Origin of the sequence: Geotalea sp. SG265 (assembly GCF_022808985.1) — a bacterium.
In the GTDB taxonomy this organism is placed as follows: domain Bacteria; phylum Desulfobacterota; class Desulfuromonadia; order Geobacterales; family Geobacteraceae; genus Geotalea.
In genome coordinates, this window is the sequence record NZ_JAKZFT010000010.1 from 1 (window position 1) to 15,671 (window position 15,671).

The following is a 15,671-nucleotide window of genomic DNA, read 5'->3' on the forward strand; positions in this document are numbered from 1 at the left end:
TCTTACCGATCATTGCCTTGGCCGTTTCTCGCTCGGCAAAGCCATCGGCTTGTGTAACTTTGCTCATCACAACCAATCCATTTTGGTTTTCGGTAAGCAGATGTGCCGCAAACGACAGTTTCGGTTCCTGATTGAGGCTCTTGCGGTACAGCTTTGCTTCAGGATCAGTGGTCGATGTGTGAGTTTGGTTGGAGATCTTCTCTCCTTTGAAGGTACGGTCTGGGTTCTTTCCTACAGGCGGTTCCTGATCATCATCTGTTGGCTTGAAGCTCTTTAGAGATGCCCAAGCCTGGATCAGAGTGCCGTCAACGCTGAAATGATCCTTTGACAACAGCTTCCTGCGCTTCGCTTGTTCGAGGACTTCCTCTAGAAACCTGGCAGCAACATCGGTTTCAATGAGGCGTTCCTGGTTCGTGGTAAAGCTGGAATTGTCCCAGACTACCTCATCCAACCCTAATCCGAGGAACCAGCGAAAGAGTAAGCTGAAGTGAATTTGCTCCACCAGCTTGACGTTGCTGGGAATTGAGTACAACACCTGAAGCAACATAGCTTTGAGTAATCGCTCTGGAGGAATAGAAGGGCGACCAGTGTGGGAATACATCTGGCTGAATACTGGCGACATGTTCTCCAGTGCCGTATCAACCATCTGTCTGATTGGTCGAAGCGGATGATCCTTGGGAACGAATGACTCCGGGGATACATAAACAAACAGAGCATCAGATTGTTCTTCAAACCCGCGCATACTTTTTCTCCAGCAATATCAAAGAATTATGCGCAGCATCATAACATAAAACTGTACCTACTGGGGCTCAAATAGTAATAGTTTTTCAAAGACCTGATATAGCACGATTGCTACCGGTCGCTGCTCTTATTCTTTCGGCCACGGTACGGCAGATCTCCCCTTCACTGGAAGAAGCGGCAGAGATCTCAGGTGCGCAGTGGGGAAGGACGTTCACCAGAATCATCATGCCCCAAATGGCCATAGGGCTTGGTGCTGCCATCGTCGTTGCGTTCATCCTTGCCTTTGGTGAGATTGGGGCAACTGTCCTGGTGACCCCTCCGGGGAGTTCGACACTGCCCATCCATATCTACACCATGATAGCCAATGCACCATCAAGCCATGTTGCGGCTTTAGCGCTGATGCAGACAACCATCATTCTTGTGCCGCTTTTGGCATTTGTCTTTCTATTGAAAGAGAATCCTCTGCAAAACAGACGGCACCGGGTACGTTGAAATGGATAATGCTTTTTTACGATTAATTGGCGTAACAAAGAGCTTTGACGACCGCAGGGTGGTAGACGACCTATCCATCGACGTGCAAACCGGTGATATTGTCGCCCTGCTGGGAGAAAGCGGATGCGGCAAGACAACCACTATCCGCATCATTGCCGGGCTTGAGGCTCCCGACGAAGGCGAGGTGTGGATCGGGGGGGAACGAGTCGCTAACGGTGGGAGGATTATCAAACCTGCTAATCAACGTCAGGTAGGCTTCGTATTCCAAGACCTCGCCCTATGGCCGCATCTGACTGTTGCCGGCAACCTGAGATTCGTCCTCGCCTCGGCAAAGATACCGAAAGCCGAATGGGCAGACCGCATTGCCGACGTGCTGAAGCTTGTTAAAATCGAGCCTTTCGCCGATGTCCATCCCGGCAGGCTATCAGGGGGAGAACAGCAGCGTGCAGCCATTGCCCGAGCTATTGTCGGACATCCGCGACTGCTCCTGTTCGACGAGCCGATGTCGAACCTCGATACGGGCCTGAAAGTCGAGCTGCTGCAGGAATTTGCTGCATTGCAGCACAAGCTGGGGATCACCACCATCTATATCACCCATGACCCGGCAGAGGCAGCGGCATTGGCCCATCGAGTGGCAACAATGAAGAACGGTCGGATTGAAAGGACGGGAACGGTAGATGAGATGATGGAACTGCTCTTGAGCAGATCGCTCCTGAAGGCATTCGGCAAAACGACAGGAATAGATAAACAAACTACAGCGAAAGGAGAAAGAACATGAGATTCCCTATAGTAAAGGCATGGTTCGTTATAGCCTTCGTGGTTTCAATCTGCTCAGGCAGTTTTGCTGCAGACAAGACCCAATGGAATTTTGATGCCGATAAAGTCGGAGGTCTCCCTGCAGGAGCCCATGTCTTCAGCGGAAAGTGGGCCGTGCGCAAGGAAGCGGATGCCCCGAGCAAGCCCAACGCACTGTGTCAGATGGGAGTGGAGCAGTATCCGGCAATTCTACTCAGGGACAAGAAATATCGTGATGTGACTGTTACGGTGAAATTCAAGCCGATCTCCGGCAGTGAAGACCAAGCTGCAGGCATCCTGTTCCGCATTCAGGACAAGGATAACTATTACATCCTCAGGGCGAACGCCCTTGAGAACAACGTCAACATTTACCGCTATAAGGGGGGAAGCCGTAGCGCCATCAAGGAAGGGTCGATCAAGGTCGTTTCCGGGAAATGGCAGGAACTGCGCGTGGAGGTCAAAGGCAATCATATACGCGGCTTCCTGAATGGCGAATTGGCTGTAGAAGCAACTGACGATTCTTTTAAAGCCGGTGGAGTGGGACTTTGGACCAAAGCAGATTCAGTTACCTGTTTCGATGATTACCAGGTTACGCCGCATTAAGACCTGTTTGGAGCAGGATTAATTCACAGAAAGGAGGCTGGTCATGATCAATTTGCGAATTGCTGGTGCTGTCTTAATGATAGCCCTTGCAACTACGGCATACGCCCAAGAGGCTGCGCTGCCAAGCGCTGCGATCATCGAAAAGCTGACCGGGCTGAAAGGCAAGGCAAACGAGAAGGAAGGGGTATTCAAGGTGCAGCTGCCTCGAAAGGATATATCAGCCAAGGTTGCCGGGGCCAAAGTGACACCACCCATGGGGCTGACGTGCTGGGCCGCCTTCAAGAAAGCGGGCGAGGCGACCATGGTCATGGGTGATATTGTCATGCTGGAAGACCAGGTTGATGCGGTGATGGACGCGGCGCTTCAAAACGGCCTGGATGTGACGGCACTGCATAACCACTTCACCTTCGACAACCCGCGCATCATGTTCATGCATATAGGTGGTATGGGGAAAGACGAGGACTTGGCCTCCGCAGTGGGAAAAGTCTTTGCTGCCATAAAGGAAACGTCAGGAGGGAAAGGACAGACAAAAAAAACAAGTATTGACCCTGCCAAGTCAAAATTAACGACAAGCAAGCTGGAGACCGTTCTTGGCAAAGGTGAATATAAAGACGGTGTCTTCAAGGTCACCATTGGCCGCACCGCCAGTATGCATGGCACCGAAGTGGGCAAGGAGATGGGGATCAACACCTGGGCAGCCTTTGCCGGTACGGATAAACAGGCGGTGGTGGACGGCGATTTTGCCATGCTCGAATCGGAGCTGCAAAACGTCCTAAAGGCCTTACGCAATGCAGGAATCAGCATTGTCGCGATCCATAACCACATGACCCATGAGGAGCCCCGTATCATGTTCCTGCACTTCTGGGGCAGCGGAAAGCCGGAGACTTTGGCTAAAGGTGTCCAGGAGGCCCTTACGAAAACGGCAGTCGGTCAACAATGAGTGAAAATGAAGCACAAGAAAGAATGCACTCTGGTAGCTCTGTTGCTGTATTTTCTGCGCCTGGGGGCATGGGGCTTCGGCGGCCCCATTGCCCTTGCCGCGTACATGCAGCGTGACCTGGTGCCCAGGGGCTGGTTAAGCGAGCAGGAGTATGCAGAAGGTCTGGCTTTCGCCCAGATGATGCCCGGGCCTCTGGCGGCCCAGCTTGCCATGTGGATCGGGTTTCTGCGGCACGGCACCATCGGCGCATCTCTGGTAGGTGTGGTCTTTATTTTGCCTGCTTTTCTCATCGTTCTGATTGTCTCTGTCCTCTATGTACGATACCGGGGCTTGCCGATAGTGCAGGCCTTATTTTACGGGATCGGCCCGGCAGTTATTGCCATTGTCGCCCTGTCGGCGGTTCGCCTTGCCTTGAAGACGGTGCACCGGCGGGCTTCCATGTGGATCATTTTTGGCATCGTTGCCATGATTACCGTGATCGCACGGGCTGAAATAGCCGCTCTATTCGTTGTAGCCGGAATCATTGGCTACCTGCTCACCAAAAGTGAGAAATCGGCAAAAATGGCTCTTGCGGTGCTACCAATTGGTTCTCCCCCAGTCTCTAAACTCGCCAGCCTGTTATTTTTCTTCTTAAAGGCCGGAGCTTTCACCTTCGGTAGCGGTTTGGCAATCGTCCCTTTTCTTCACCAAGGGGTTGTCCAGGGGCATCACTGGCTCAACGAGCAGCAATTTATGGATGCTGTGGCTGTTGGGATCATTACACCCGGACCGGTGGTTATTACGGCGGCTTTTGTCGGGTACCTGACTGCCGGGTTCTGGGGATCTGTCGTTGCAGCAGCGGCTGTATTTTTCCCGGTCTACTTCTTTGTCCTTTTTCTGGGCAGATATATCATCAGGCATCGAGGTAATGAGAAGCTCAAGGGGTTCATTATGGGCGCAACGGCCGCAGCCTCAGGAGCCATCGCCGGTGCATCAATTATATTAGGCCAGCAATCCATTTATGACTTTGTTACGGCGATAACGGCTGTGGCTTGTCTGGTGCTGTTGTTATTCAAAATCCCTGAGCCTGCAGTTATTGGCTTAGGTGCACTTGTTGGGGTATGGGCCAAAGGTTTCTTTTTTTCTTGATTGTCGGATCCACTTGATGGAAGGGAACGGTCCCTGGTTGCGGAGAGATAGAGGCTAGGGACCGGGAGCTGGGTTCGGGGTACCGTCCGTGGTGCCGGGTGGCTCGCCGATGATAAGGACCCGTGGTCCTTTTTTCAGTGGGTGCAGCCTGCCGTCGTCCCGGTTGGGGGCAGTAGCCCATTCAAAGAGCCTCCTGGCGCTGTCCATGAGCGGATACCGGGGATTCCCGAAATACTCTGTATTTCTTTTTTTGACTCAGAATAGGTCAAAGCACTCCCACTTATATTAAAGATTTATATTCTTAAACTGGTTGAATCCTTCAAATATGTGGCCTATATTTCCGAAACACTTCAATTAAATTCAATAGATGACTCAAAAAATAACATCTGTTTCGATTCGGACCTATGACACTAACACCCGAACAGCTAGCCAGGACAAAAATCGACGAGATGCTGGAGCAGGCAGGCTGGCATCTTTGCGATTACAAGTCGCCGGAGATTTTCGCTGCGCGAGGGGTTGCAATCCGAGAATATGCTATGCAAGTTGGGCATGGCAAAGCTGATTATCTGCTCTACCTGGACGGTAAGGCAGTCGGAGTGGTGGAAGCGAAGGCCGTGGGGGCTACACTCACGGGAGTTGAGGTTCAGGCTGAGAAGTACCGCCATGGACTGCCTGGTGGCCTGCCTGCCTGGGTAAAGCCACTCCCATTCTGCTATCAGTCCACCGGCGTTGAGACTCGCTTCACCAACTGTCTCGACCCCGATGCCTGCTCTCGGCCGGTCTTTTCCTTCCACAAACCGGAAACCTTTGCCGAATGGCTGTCAGCAAACGAGGCGATCCAGCCGGGGCTAGCTGCCGAGCGGACAGCCTACTCCTGGAATCCCACCCTGAGAGCGCGCTTGCGCACCATGCCGCCCCTAAAGACCGATGGTCTTTGGCCCGCCCAGATCAAGGCAATTACCAATCTTGAGATGTCTTTGGCCGGCAACCGCCCCCGCGCCTTGATCCAGATGGCAACCGGTAGCGGCAAGACTTTTACCGCTGTATCCTTCATCTATCGTCTCATCAAGTTCGCTGGCGCCCGGCGGGTCCTCTTCCTGGTGGACCGGGGAAACCTGGGCCGGCAGACGCTTAAGGAGTTCCAGCAGTACGACTCGCCCTACAACAACTTCAAGTTCACCGATGAATATATCATCCAGCACCTGCAGGGGCCGAAGATCGACACCACGGCCCGGGTCTGCATCTGCACCATCCAGCGGCTCTATTCAATCCTGCGAGGGGAGGAGATCGACCAGGAGCTTGAGGAGGAGTCACTCTTCGACCACGCCGACCTCTTCCGGGAACCCCCGCCGGTGGTCTATAACCCGCAGATTCCACCCGAAACCTTCGACATCATCGTCACCGACGAGTGCCACCGCTCTATCTATAACCTATGGCGGCAGGTGCTGGAGTACTTCGATTCCTTTCTCATCGGCCTCACTGCCACCCCCAACAAGCAGACCTTCGGCTTCTTCAATCAGAACCTGGTGATGGAGTACGGCCATGAGCAGGCGGTGGCAGACGGGGTCAACGTCAACTACGATGTCTACCGCATCCGGACGAAAGTAACGGAAAAGGGTTCCGTCGTCGTGGCGGGGATGCAGGTGGATATGCGACACCGGGAGACGCGGAAGGTGCGCTGGGAAACCCTTTCCGACGACCTTGCCTATACGGCTAACCAACTGGATCGGGATGTGGTGGCAGTGGACCAGATCCGCAAGGTTGTGCAGACATTCCGCGACCGGGCGTTGCCGGAGATGTTTCCCAACCGGCAGTGGGTGCCGAAGACTCTCATCTTTGCCAAGGACGACGCCCATGCCGACGACATCGTACAGATCGTGCGGGAGGAATTCGGCAAGGGGAACGACTTCTGCCAGAAGATCACCTACCGTACCACCGGCAGGAAACCCGAGGAGCTGATTGCCGAGTTCCGCACCAGCCCCATGCCCCGCATCGCCGTCACCGTGGATATGATTGCCACCGGCACCGACATAAAGCCGCTGGAGGTGGTCTTCTTCATGCGTCAGGTCCGTTCGCTCTCCTTCTTCGAGCAGATGAAGGGGCGCGGCGTGCGGGTCATCGGCTACGACGACCTCCGCTCCGTCACTCCCGATGCCGTAGCCAAGGATCATTTTGTTATCGTCGATGCGGTTGGGGTGTGCGAGGAGGACAAAACCGATTCCCGGCCCCTGGAGAAGAAGCCGACGGTGCCGCTGGAAAAGCTCCTGCAGGTGGTGGCGCTTGGGAATACGCAGCCGGAGGTGGTCTCGTCAATCGCGGGGCGACTGGCGCGGTTGGAGAAGCGGCTGGACGAGCGGCAGCGCAAAGAAATGGCCGAGGTCCTTGGCGGGGTGAGCCTGAAATCGCTCACCGGCAGCCTGATTTCAGCACTCGATCCCGACCGGCACAGGGAGAAGGCTATAGCAGACAATCCTGGTATTGTCGAGCCTGACGCTGCGCAGGTACAGAAGGCAGCGGAGAGCCTGATCTGCGAGGCGGTGCGGCCTTTGTGTAACTCGACGGTTAAGGAAAAGATCTTGGCGCTGCAGAAGGAGACCGAGCAGATTATCGACCGGGTTACACAGGATGAGCTGATTGAGGCTGGCTTTTCGGCGGACGCGCTGGAAAAGGCGAAGGGACTGGTGCAATCCTTCGAGCAGTTCATCGCCGAGCACAAGGACGAGATCACGGCGCTGCAGATTCTCTACAGCCGCCCGTACCGGCAGCGGTTGACCGACCGGGACGTGAAGGCCTTTGCCGAGATGATCGAGAAGCCGCCATATCTATGGCGGATCGACCGGCTGTGGGACGCCTACGCGGCGCTTGAACAGGCGAAGGTTAAAGGGCGCGGCGCGGGAAGGATCTGGACCGACATCGTCTCGCTGGTCCGCTTTGCCCTCCATCAGGAGGATGTGCTGGAGCCCTTCGCCGAGCACGTGCATGAGCAGTTTTCCGCATGGCTGGCGCGGCATGAGAAGCAGGGGCGGACGTTTACGGACGAACAGCGGCGGTGGCTCGAGATGATTCGGGACCACGTCATTACCAGCCTCTCTATCGAGCGGGATGATTTTGATCTGTCGCCATTTCGTGCTGAAGGCGGCATTGGGAAGGTGTATCAGCTTTTCGGAGAAGAGTTGTGGGGGATGCTGGAGGAGTTGAATGAGGTGTTGGCGGCGTGATTGACGATGCTATTCTGACGATAGAGAAGGAGAATTTGCCTCAAGGGTGGCAGCTAAAAACCATCCCTCAGCTCGTCGGGAAGGACGGCGTATTTGTTGATGGAGATTGGGTAGAGAGCAAGGACCAAGACCCTGATGGCGAAGTTCGTCTCATTCAGCTGGCAGATATCGGTGATGGCCAGTACCGCAACAAGTCGCAACGTTTCCTGACTCTCAGGAAGGCTAAAGAGCTCGGCTGCACGTTTTTGAAAGAGGGAGACGTTCTTATTGCACGGATGCCGGGCCCGCTTGGGCGCGCGTGCATATTCCCGGGGGATGCTAAGGATGCCGTAACTGTGGTCGATGTGGCGATTGCACGGCCGGGGAAAGATGAGTTTGACACCAAATGGCTGATGCACTTCGTGAATGCTCCAGCCTTCAGGAAAGCAGTGGCCTCGATGGAGGCGGGAAGTACTCGCAAGCGCATATCACGTAAGAACCTCGGAAAAATCCTTCTCCCACTTCCGCCTCTTCCTCAACAGAGGCCAATTGCAGCAGAAATTGACATGCAGTTCTCCCGCCTCGATGAGGCGGCAACGGCGCTGAAGCGGATTCAGGCGAATCTCAAGCGGTACAAGGCGGCGGTGCTGAAGACTGCCGTGGAAGGGAAACTCACCGAGAAGTGGCGGAAGGAGCATCCAGATGTCGAGCCTGCCGATCAGCTCCTCAAGCGCATCCTCGCCGAGCGCCGCGCGAACTGGGAAGCCGAAGAGTTGGCGAAGATGAAAGCGAAGGGTATAAAGCCGAAAGATGATATGTGGAAGAAAAAATATAAGGAGCCTGCCGGGCCTGATACGGCGAATTTGCCGCAGTTGCCGGAAGGATGGGTGTGGGCGAGTGTTGAGCAGTTGGGAGATGTGTTCGGGGGATTAACAAAGAACCCAAAACGTGCAAGTTTGCCCCTGCAACTTCCATATCTTCGAGTGGCGAATGTCTACGCAAATGAGCTTCGACTTGATGAAATTGAGCAAATCGGCATCGAAGAAAGGGAACTAGCGAAATTATTGGTGCTTACTGGCGACTTGCTGATTGTAGAGGGTAACGGTAGTCCAGAACAAATTGGTCGAGTTGCGATTTGGGAAGGATCAATCGAACCATGTGTGCATCAGAATCATTTGATAAAAATTCGCTTGTCTCCGGCATGTTTGCCTAAGTGGACGCTTTATTGGTTGCTGTCAGCTAATGGGCGAAATTATATTCGAGAAGTTTCAAGTTCGACCTCAGGATTATATACTCTCAGCACAGGAAAGGTTGGCGGTCTTCCTGTCCCGTTGCCATCTTTAACCGAACAACAACAAATAGCTGACGAAATCGACCGCCGCCTCTCAGTCTCTGAGGACTTGGAAGTCACCATCGAAACCAACCTCAAACGTGCCGAGCGCCTGCGGCAGACGACATTGCAGCGGGCGTTTTACGGGCGAGGCAGCATAACGTGATAATCCACTGCACCCAAAAACTCGCCGTTAAGCTTCCGGACGTCTCCGCAACGCCCTTAACTGAAACAAGCCCACTGAGGAGCTGGCATGCCCATCTCTACACCTATGACCGCCGCCAGTGCGTCTTGTTCTGCCATGACGAGACCCGATACTGCCTCTTTCTGCCGGGGCTGGTGAAGGCGGATTTTGCCGAACTCGGCAAACTGCACCGGGAGTTGTTCCTGGCAACGCTCGTGGCGCAAAATGTTCCGGAAGCGGTTATCGCGCGCGTGGCCCTGGCGCTTGGACCAGCCAAATTCGACCGGAACACCGACCGCTCGGTACTTGGTTCGCTCAGGACAGCGGATATAGATCTGAGTTGGCTTATCCATGATGTGCATGTGCTGGATTGCGATCCGCTGGCCGTTGCGCTGAAACTTAACCGACGCCCGACCTCGGTGAAAGGAAAGTGGTTTAACCCCGATACGAAGATGCTGGAGCTGATCGGACAACTATCGCCAGCGTAGCTTGCATTCGACCGGAGGATACCTTCCGTTGTACCAACAATCTTGACACATGGTAGTTATGTTGGTACAAAAATTTGTACCACACAGATTTAATTTTGCTATTGTAGTTGGTACAAAAAAGAGGCGGAATATGCCGGTGAAAAAAAAGGACGAAAGTATATTCAGGATGTTGCAGTCCGAGCGTGACCGCTGCCTGCTTGTGGTGGAGAAGATAAGCCGCGAGTTGGACAGGTTGCCGAAGGGATCGCTCGGTGAGAGAAAGGTCCGCAGCCATGGCAAGGAATACGTCTATCCTTGCCTGCGCTATCGTAGCGAGTCGGGCGTCATTTTTGAGCACCTGTCACTGGAAAAGGCTGAAGAACTTAAACCGGCGCTGGAAAAACGAAAGAAACTGCAAGCAGATCTGAAAGCCAACAACAAGCGCATTGCCACCTTGAATGCCATCCTACAAAAAGGATAATGTAGTGGAGATAGCTTTAGACAGGTCGCCTTTCGTTCAGCCAGTATCGGAACTTCTGCGGGAACTGAATCGCATCGGTTTTTTCACCCACGGCCTTCTTATCGGAAGCTGGCCGATGCTGGTTTATACCATTCACTTTACCCTTCCGTACGGTTTGACAACGGACGATATCGATTTTGCCGTTGCCAACGCCGTGAAGGTCCCGGCAAAACCAACCGAGACAATACCTCAAATACTGGAGCGTCTGGGGTATACGCCGATTCATGACTATTCGTTGGGGATAGAGACTTTTCTTCAGGGAACCTTTGAGGTCGAGTTCATCACGCATCGACGGGGAGGCGAAGGGCCTCCTTCCGTTGTCATTCCGCCTTGGCAAGTTTCAGCTCAACCGCTTCCGTTCGTTGATCTTCTTTTTATCCGACCGGCCACTGTGGTAGTCGACAACTTCAATTTCCGTATTCCTTCTCCAGAAGCCCTTGTGCTGCACAAATTGATCATCGCGCAGAGACGCACGGGACGCGACAGAGAGGCGAAGAAAGAGAAAGACCTGCAACAGTGCTCAGTTCTCGTAGATGTGATTCGTGCTGAAGAAGTGCAGCGCATCGTGCAGGAACACCGTCTGTCAAAAGAGGTCAGGAACACTATTGATACGTCATGTACCGAGAAAAGGATTATTCTGCCAGGATGGTGATGCAGGATGACTGGCGGGGTTCGCTACGGTAGAGGGGTTTTAAGTCCCTTGTGTCTAACGCACTGATTTTGAGTCCAGTGCGTCTACTCACCAGATCCTAAGTCTGGTGAGTCTGTAGAACCCTCACTAGAACCTGAATCTAGCGCGTCTATTGCCTGGCCTTCGGGTTATGAGCCCGACGTGCTGCGACCACTAGACCCCCAGTCTAGTGCGCTGCTAACATGTACCCTCAATAAAATAACGATACAGGATATAGCATAACATGACTCCAGCCGCAATCGTCCAAAAACTCTGGAACTACTGCAACGTCCTCCGCGACGATGGCATGAGCTACGGCGACTACGTCGAGCAGCTCACCTTCCTCCTCTTCCTCAAGATGGCCCACGAGCGGACCAAACCGCCGTACAACCAGAAGAGCCCCGTGCCACCTGAGTCCAACTGGCCGAGCCTCCTGAAACGGGACGGTGACGAGCTTTTTGACCACTACCGTCACATCCTGGAAAAGCTCGGACAGGAGAAGGGGCTCCTGGGCCTCATCTTCGGCCGGGCGCAGAACAAGTTCCAGGACCCGGCCAAATTGCGCCGCCTGATCGTTGACCTGATCGACAAAGAAAACTGGTCGGTGATGAACGCCGACGTCAAGGGTGACGCCTACGAGGGGCTATTAGAGAAGAATGCCCAGGACACCAAGAGCGGGGCAGGGCAGTACTTCACGCCACGCCCGCTCATTCAGGCGATGGTGGATGTGACTGCGCCGGGGCCGGAAGATACCGTCTGCGACCCGGCTTGTGGCACCGGCGGGTTTCTGCTTTCTGCTTATCATTACATCTCAGATCATCACAAACTCGACCGTGACCAGAAAAAGGACCTGAACGAGAAGTCGCTCCGTGGGTGGGAGCTGGTGCACTCGACCGCCCGCCTGTGCGCCATGAACCTGATGCTCCACGGCATCGGTGGCGAAAAACTGCCGCTTACGGTGGGTGATGCGCTGGCGTCGGACCCAGGGGAGCGGTTTTCCGTGGTCCTCACCAATCCTCCCTTTGGTAAGAAGAGCAGCACCACCATCATCGGCGAGGACGGCAAAGCCTATACCGAGAAGGAGACCATCGAGCGGGAGGATTTCTGGGCCACCACCTCAAATAAGCAGCTCAATTTCGTCCAGCACATCAAGACGCTTCTCAAGCAGCACGGCCGGGCGGCGGTGGTGGTGCCGGACAACGTCCTCTTCGAAGGGGGCGCGGGGGAGACGATCCGCCGCAAGCTCCTCCACGAGTGCGATGTGCACACGCTGCTCCGCCTCCCCACGGGGCTCTTCTATGCCCAGGGGGTCAAGGCAAACGTCCTCTTCTTCGACAAGAAACCGGCCAGCGAAACGCCGTGGACCAAGAAGCTCTGGATTTACGACCTGCGCACCAATATGCATTTTACCCTGAAGATCAATCCGCTCCAGCGGAAGGACCTGGACGAGTTCGTCACTCTCTGCAACCCGGCGAACCGCCACGAGCGCACCCCCACATGGAGTGAGAGCTCGCCAGACGGCCGCTGGCGCGCGTACAGCTACGAGGAGATCATCGCCCGCGACAAGGCGAGCCTCGACATCTTCTGGCTCAGAGATGAAAGCCTGGAGGACTCGGATAATCTGCCTGAGCCGGGGGTGATCCTGCGGGATATCATCGAAGACTTTCAGAGTGCCTTGGAGCAGTTGAAGCTGATTGAGACGGACCTGGACGGTGAGGAAGACACTACAGATGCATGACAAGAAAATCATCATCATTGCAGGCTCAAATGGAGCAGGCAAACTCGGGGCGAGGCCGCAACTGGTCGATTGGGGAATGAATAATGGCTGACAAAAACGAAAAACCCTAAAATTCTGATCTGGCAAATGTGGAATGGCGCTGAAGAGAGCGGGGAAGTCAGCACGGCTTTTGGCAAAAAAAATGAAGACCCCTTGCTATGTGGTTGAGGAAGGTAAAGTCGTTAACGTTGCCGAGACTCACGCCACTTATGGTGCCCGGCGAAAAATCGCCAAGTGATTGTCGCCGCCATCGTTCGGGCTTATACGGGCTATCAAGACCCATCCGACCCGGACCCGGATCACATTGAAATAGCAGGTGACGGAAGGGCGGAAGGATGCCATGTCCAGTGGCAGCTGCTGGAAGAGGTCCTGACCCTGATTCGCATGTAACAGCAGCACCTTTCTCCTCCAACTGAGGTTTCAGGGGCCGGGGGCCATATTCGGGGAGTGGTCGATCCCATCGGGGGGCTCACCTATTATCAACATCCTGGGGCCTTTCTTCAGGTAATGAATTCCATCCTCAACGCGATGCGGGCCTATCGCCCACTCATATAGCTTTCGAGCCGTATCCATCAGTGGGTACTCCGGCTCTCCGAAGTACTCCTTCTGCATGTCCTCATCGTAAAGTCCGACACAGCCGTGGGACGCCGGATAGCCCGGCATGTCGCGGCCGTGGATCCAGTATTCGACCTCCCTCTCGTTCACCAGGAAGCGCAGGGCGTAGTGCATGGGATAGGGGAGGTCCGTGCCTTCGATTTTATAAAGGGATGATTCATGCCTACCGCTGTAAGCGTCGATGCGGTACTCCCCTGGCGGAGTGATGTAGCGGGATTTGCCCGATGTGATGGGGGAGGAAAAGACCAGCCGCCCCTTCTCGTAGGCCCCCAGGTACTGTTCCGTCAGGTCGATGAGAATGTATTTCGGATCCTCGTCGGGAAAATCGTAGGCAAGCTCCGCGGGAACCGGCGCAAAATCCTCAACATCCTCCAGTCTCTCCGGTATCTTCAAGCCGACCCCCGGCAGCGCATGGCGCCGGTCGATACGATTGAAACGGGCCACATCCTGCCACCGCTCGCCGAAAAGGCTCTCCAGGCTCTCATTGCGCGCAAGTTTATGACAGGTCCACTGGATTGCCCCATCGCTGGCGTAGCGGATGTCGCAGGGGGACGCTTCTTTCCCATCGGCGGCAGGCGCCGTCCCCACCAGGAAAGCAGCTCCCAGGAAGAAACCTGCCCTGGCCTTCCTTCCCCGTGCTCCAGTGAATGGAAAGACCATTTCTGCTCCTATGGCTGTCGTCTCACCCGTTTCAATAGACGCCGCGCCCGATGTCGTGCTCCAGCATGTGCAGCCAGTATGCGGCACAACCGGCGATATACTTACCGGTTACGTTGGTTGGTGTATGCCTGATGAAAACCCTTGTGTAGTCGGGATAAATGCGCTCAAACCGGTCAACGTAATCAATTGTTGATATCTCGAAATTGCTTGAAAGGTAAGCACTGTCTCGAATGACCGCCTGGAAACCCTCATAATCCTTTTGCGACAACATGGCTCCTCCTGGGCATGACAAGGCATAGAATTGGCATCCATAACAGATGACAGTAAAAATGTACCGATGGTCCCTTATGATAATTATATCGGTAAATACTGTTTTCACACGGATTTGAACGGATGGATTGGAGGGATCATTCAGGCAAAAACAAGAAGAGGTTGGTGAGAGTCAGAGCAACATCATCAACAACAATTGTGGATAATTTGCCTCAAGCTGTGGATAAGGGTAAAAAAGTATACGATTCCTCAAGTACTTTTGCATTGTGCCCAAGGGATAGGCAGGATGTCTAACTGTCTGAAATCATATGTCAATATAAAATTGAATTGACATAGGTTATAAGATTGTAATGAAGTGCTGCGCCTATATTGAAATACTTACCTGCTTGTGCATAAATAGAAGAAAATCAACAAAATAGCGCATCTTTGAAACCAGAGGTCATACAGAGGGAAGCTGGATGGGCTTCTCCCATTCTTTTAGCAACACGAATCCGGGCACGGCGTAAATGCCGTGCCCGGTTGATATTCAGGTATTGCACAACGGATAATCAGTACCCGCCGGCTGCTGCGCCGGCACCTTCACGTGCCATCTCGTTCATTACACGATCCATGGCGGTCATGACGGGATCTGCCGATTCCTTGAGTTTTGCCCCTTCACTGAGTGCCTTCTGGGCGGCAGGAGTAATTGCCTCGATTCCTTTGGTGGAGAGATCGAGGGAAACCTGACTCTGTATCTGTTTGATCTGGGACAGATATGAGTTGAGTGCATCCTGGAATTGCCTGTTGGCCTTCGGTACTTCGTTATAGGCGTTGTTCAATGCGGCACGGCGCTCGCTACTGGCTTCTCGTACCTTTTGATCGGTATAGGTGCTTTCCTTCTTTTCCCACTCGGCAATATAATCCCGCTGCTGCTCCTGCAATTTGGCCTGGTCTTTCTCCAATTCTTTGGCCATTTTATCCATCTTTTTCACATCGGCTGAATAGGTATCCAATTTGCTTTTTACGTCCGCCTGGCCCGGCTTGATGAGATTATCCAGGGATGCCTGGGTTGCATCCACCTGCGCAAGAGTCTGCTTCAAATCGCTTTCTACTGCTTGCGCCTTGGTGGTCGTCTTTGCGGCTTCTCCTTTTCCCATTTCCATTGTTGCGCAGCCGCCCAGGTACGTGGCTCCGAGGAGCAATGAGGTGATGATCATTCTTCCGAGCCGGGTTTTAACTTCCATGGTGACCTCCCTTTTGGTAAGTGGTGGTTGATGCTGATGAACGCCGAAGAGGCGAAGTC

17 protein-coding genes are annotated in these 15,671 nt (G+C 54.0%); 11 read left to right on the top strand and 6 right to left on the bottom strand.

The window, feature by feature from the left end; translation table 11 throughout:
* Positions 1-742: IS5 family transposase (locus tag ML541_RS12395; protein ID WP_243373295.1), on the bottom strand; the 742-nt coding region annotated here is incomplete at its 3' end.
* A gap of 107 nt (positions 743-849) precedes the next feature.
* On the opposite strand from ML541_RS12395, the gene ML541_RS12400 reads away from it, so the two are divergent.
* The 5 genes from ML541_RS12400 to chrA are packed head-to-tail and all read left to right on the top strand — an operon-like array spanning position 850 to position 4,699.
* Positions 850-1,233 carry an ABC transporter permease subunit gene (locus ML541_RS12400; protein ID WP_243373296.1) on the top strand — a complete coding sequence of 128 codons (384 nt, stop codon included), beginning with the start codon at positions 850-852 and terminating at the stop codon, positions 1,231-1,233.
* 1 nt (position 1,234) lies between these two features.
* A complete protein-coding gene (locus ML541_RS12405; RefSeq protein ID WP_243373297.1) occupies positions 1,235-2,011 on the top strand; it encodes an ABC transporter ATP-binding protein in 777 nt (258 codons plus the stop codon).
* Positions 2,008-2,631 (top strand): family 16 glycoside hydrolase, encoded by a 624-nt coding sequence (locus ML541_RS12410; RefSeq protein WP_243373298.1) that lies wholly within the window; start codon positions 2,008-2,010, stop codon positions 2,629-2,631. Before ML541_RS12405 ends, ML541_RS12410 begins: the two co-directional genes overlap by 4 nt.
* Before the next feature lie 43 nt (positions 2,632-2,674).
* Positions 2,675-3,571 carry a DUF1259 domain-containing protein gene (locus tag ML541_RS12415; RefSeq protein ID WP_243373299.1) on the top strand — a complete coding sequence of 299 codons (897 nt, stop codon included), beginning with the start codon at positions 2,675-2,677 and terminating at the stop codon, positions 3,569-3,571.
* Positions 3,572-3,577: 6 nt separating this feature from the next.
* Positions 3,578-4,699 carry a chromate efflux transporter gene (gene chrA / locus ML541_RS12420; protein ID WP_243373300.1) on the top strand — a complete coding sequence of 374 codons (1,122 nt, stop codon included), beginning with the start codon at positions 3,578-3,580 and terminating at the stop codon, positions 4,697-4,699.
* 54 nt (positions 4,700-4,753) lie between these two features.
* Here the strand turns inward: chrA and ML541_RS12425 are convergent, their stop codons facing one another.
* On the bottom strand, positions 4,754-4,906 hold the full coding sequence (locus ML541_RS12425) for a hypothetical protein (protein WP_243373301.1): 153 nt from the start codon (positions 4,904-4,906) through the stop codon (positions 4,754-4,756).
* Positions 4,907-5,103: 197 nt separating this feature from the next.
* Between ML541_RS12425 and ML541_RS12430 the strand changes: the two genes are divergently transcribed.
* From ML541_RS12430 to ML541_RS12455, 6 genes are all read left to right on the top strand, one after another.
* A complete protein-coding gene (locus ML541_RS12430) occupies positions 5,104-7,917 on the top strand; it encodes a type I restriction-modification enzyme R subunit C-terminal domain-containing protein (RefSeq protein WP_243373302.1) in 2,814 nt (937 codons plus the stop codon).
* The gene (locus ML541_RS12435; RefSeq protein ID WP_243373303.1) at positions 7,914-9,392 is read left to right on the top strand and encodes a restriction endonuclease subunit S; all 1,479 of its coding nucleotides are present in this window, start codon (positions 7,914-7,916) and stop codon (positions 9,390-9,392) included. The genes ML541_RS12430 and ML541_RS12435 overlap by 4 nt, the downstream gene beginning before the upstream one ends.
* Positions 9,389-9,898 (top strand): hypothetical protein, encoded by a 510-nt coding sequence (locus ML541_RS12440; protein ID WP_243373304.1) that lies wholly within the window; start codon positions 9,389-9,391, stop codon positions 9,896-9,898. The genes ML541_RS12435 and ML541_RS12440 overlap by 4 nt, the downstream gene beginning before the upstream one ends.
* A 130-nt stretch (positions 9,899-10,028) precedes the next feature.
* The gene (locus ML541_RS12445) at positions 10,029-10,358 is read left to right on the top strand and encodes a hypothetical protein (protein ID WP_243373305.1); all 330 of its coding nucleotides are present in this window, start codon (positions 10,029-10,031) and stop codon (positions 10,356-10,358) included.
* A gap of 4 nt (positions 10,359-10,362) precedes the next feature.
* Complete coding sequence (locus ML541_RS12450; RefSeq protein ID WP_243373306.1) at positions 10,363-11,049, top strand: GSU2403 family nucleotidyltransferase fold protein; 687 nt, start codon at positions 10,363-10,365, stop codon at positions 11,047-11,049.
* 262 nt (positions 11,050-11,311) lie between these two features.
* Entirely contained in the window at positions 11,312-12,805 is a 1,494-nt protein-coding gene (locus ML541_RS12455) for a class I SAM-dependent DNA methyltransferase (protein ID WP_243373307.1), read from the top strand.
* 246 nt (positions 12,806-13,051) lie between these two features.
* On the opposite strand, the gene ML541_RS12460 is transcribed toward ML541_RS12455, so the two are convergent.
* The 4 genes from ML541_RS12460 to ML541_RS12475 all read right to left on the bottom strand — a co-directional run bounded on the left by ML541_RS12460 (position 13,052) and on the right by ML541_RS12475 (position 15,612).
* On the bottom strand, positions 13,052-13,243 hold the full coding sequence (locus ML541_RS12460) for a hypothetical protein (protein WP_243373309.1): 192 nt from the start codon (positions 13,241-13,243) through the stop codon (positions 13,052-13,054).
* A gap of 21 nt (positions 13,244-13,264) precedes the next feature.
* Complete coding sequence (locus ML541_RS12465; RefSeq protein WP_243373311.1) at positions 13,265-14,119, bottom strand: L,D-transpeptidase; 855 nt, start codon at positions 14,117-14,119, stop codon at positions 13,265-13,267.
* A gap of 31 nt (positions 14,120-14,150) precedes the next feature.
* Positions 14,151-14,390, bottom strand: coding sequence for a hypothetical protein (locus ML541_RS12470; protein WP_243373313.1), 240 nt, complete (start codon positions 14,388-14,390; stop codon positions 14,151-14,153).
* 547 nt (positions 14,391-14,937) lie between these two features.
* Positions 14,938-15,612, bottom strand: coding sequence for a hypothetical protein (locus ML541_RS12475; protein ID WP_243373315.1), 675 nt, complete (start codon positions 15,610-15,612; stop codon positions 14,938-14,940).
* Positions 15,613-15,671 lie beyond the last annotated feature (59 nt).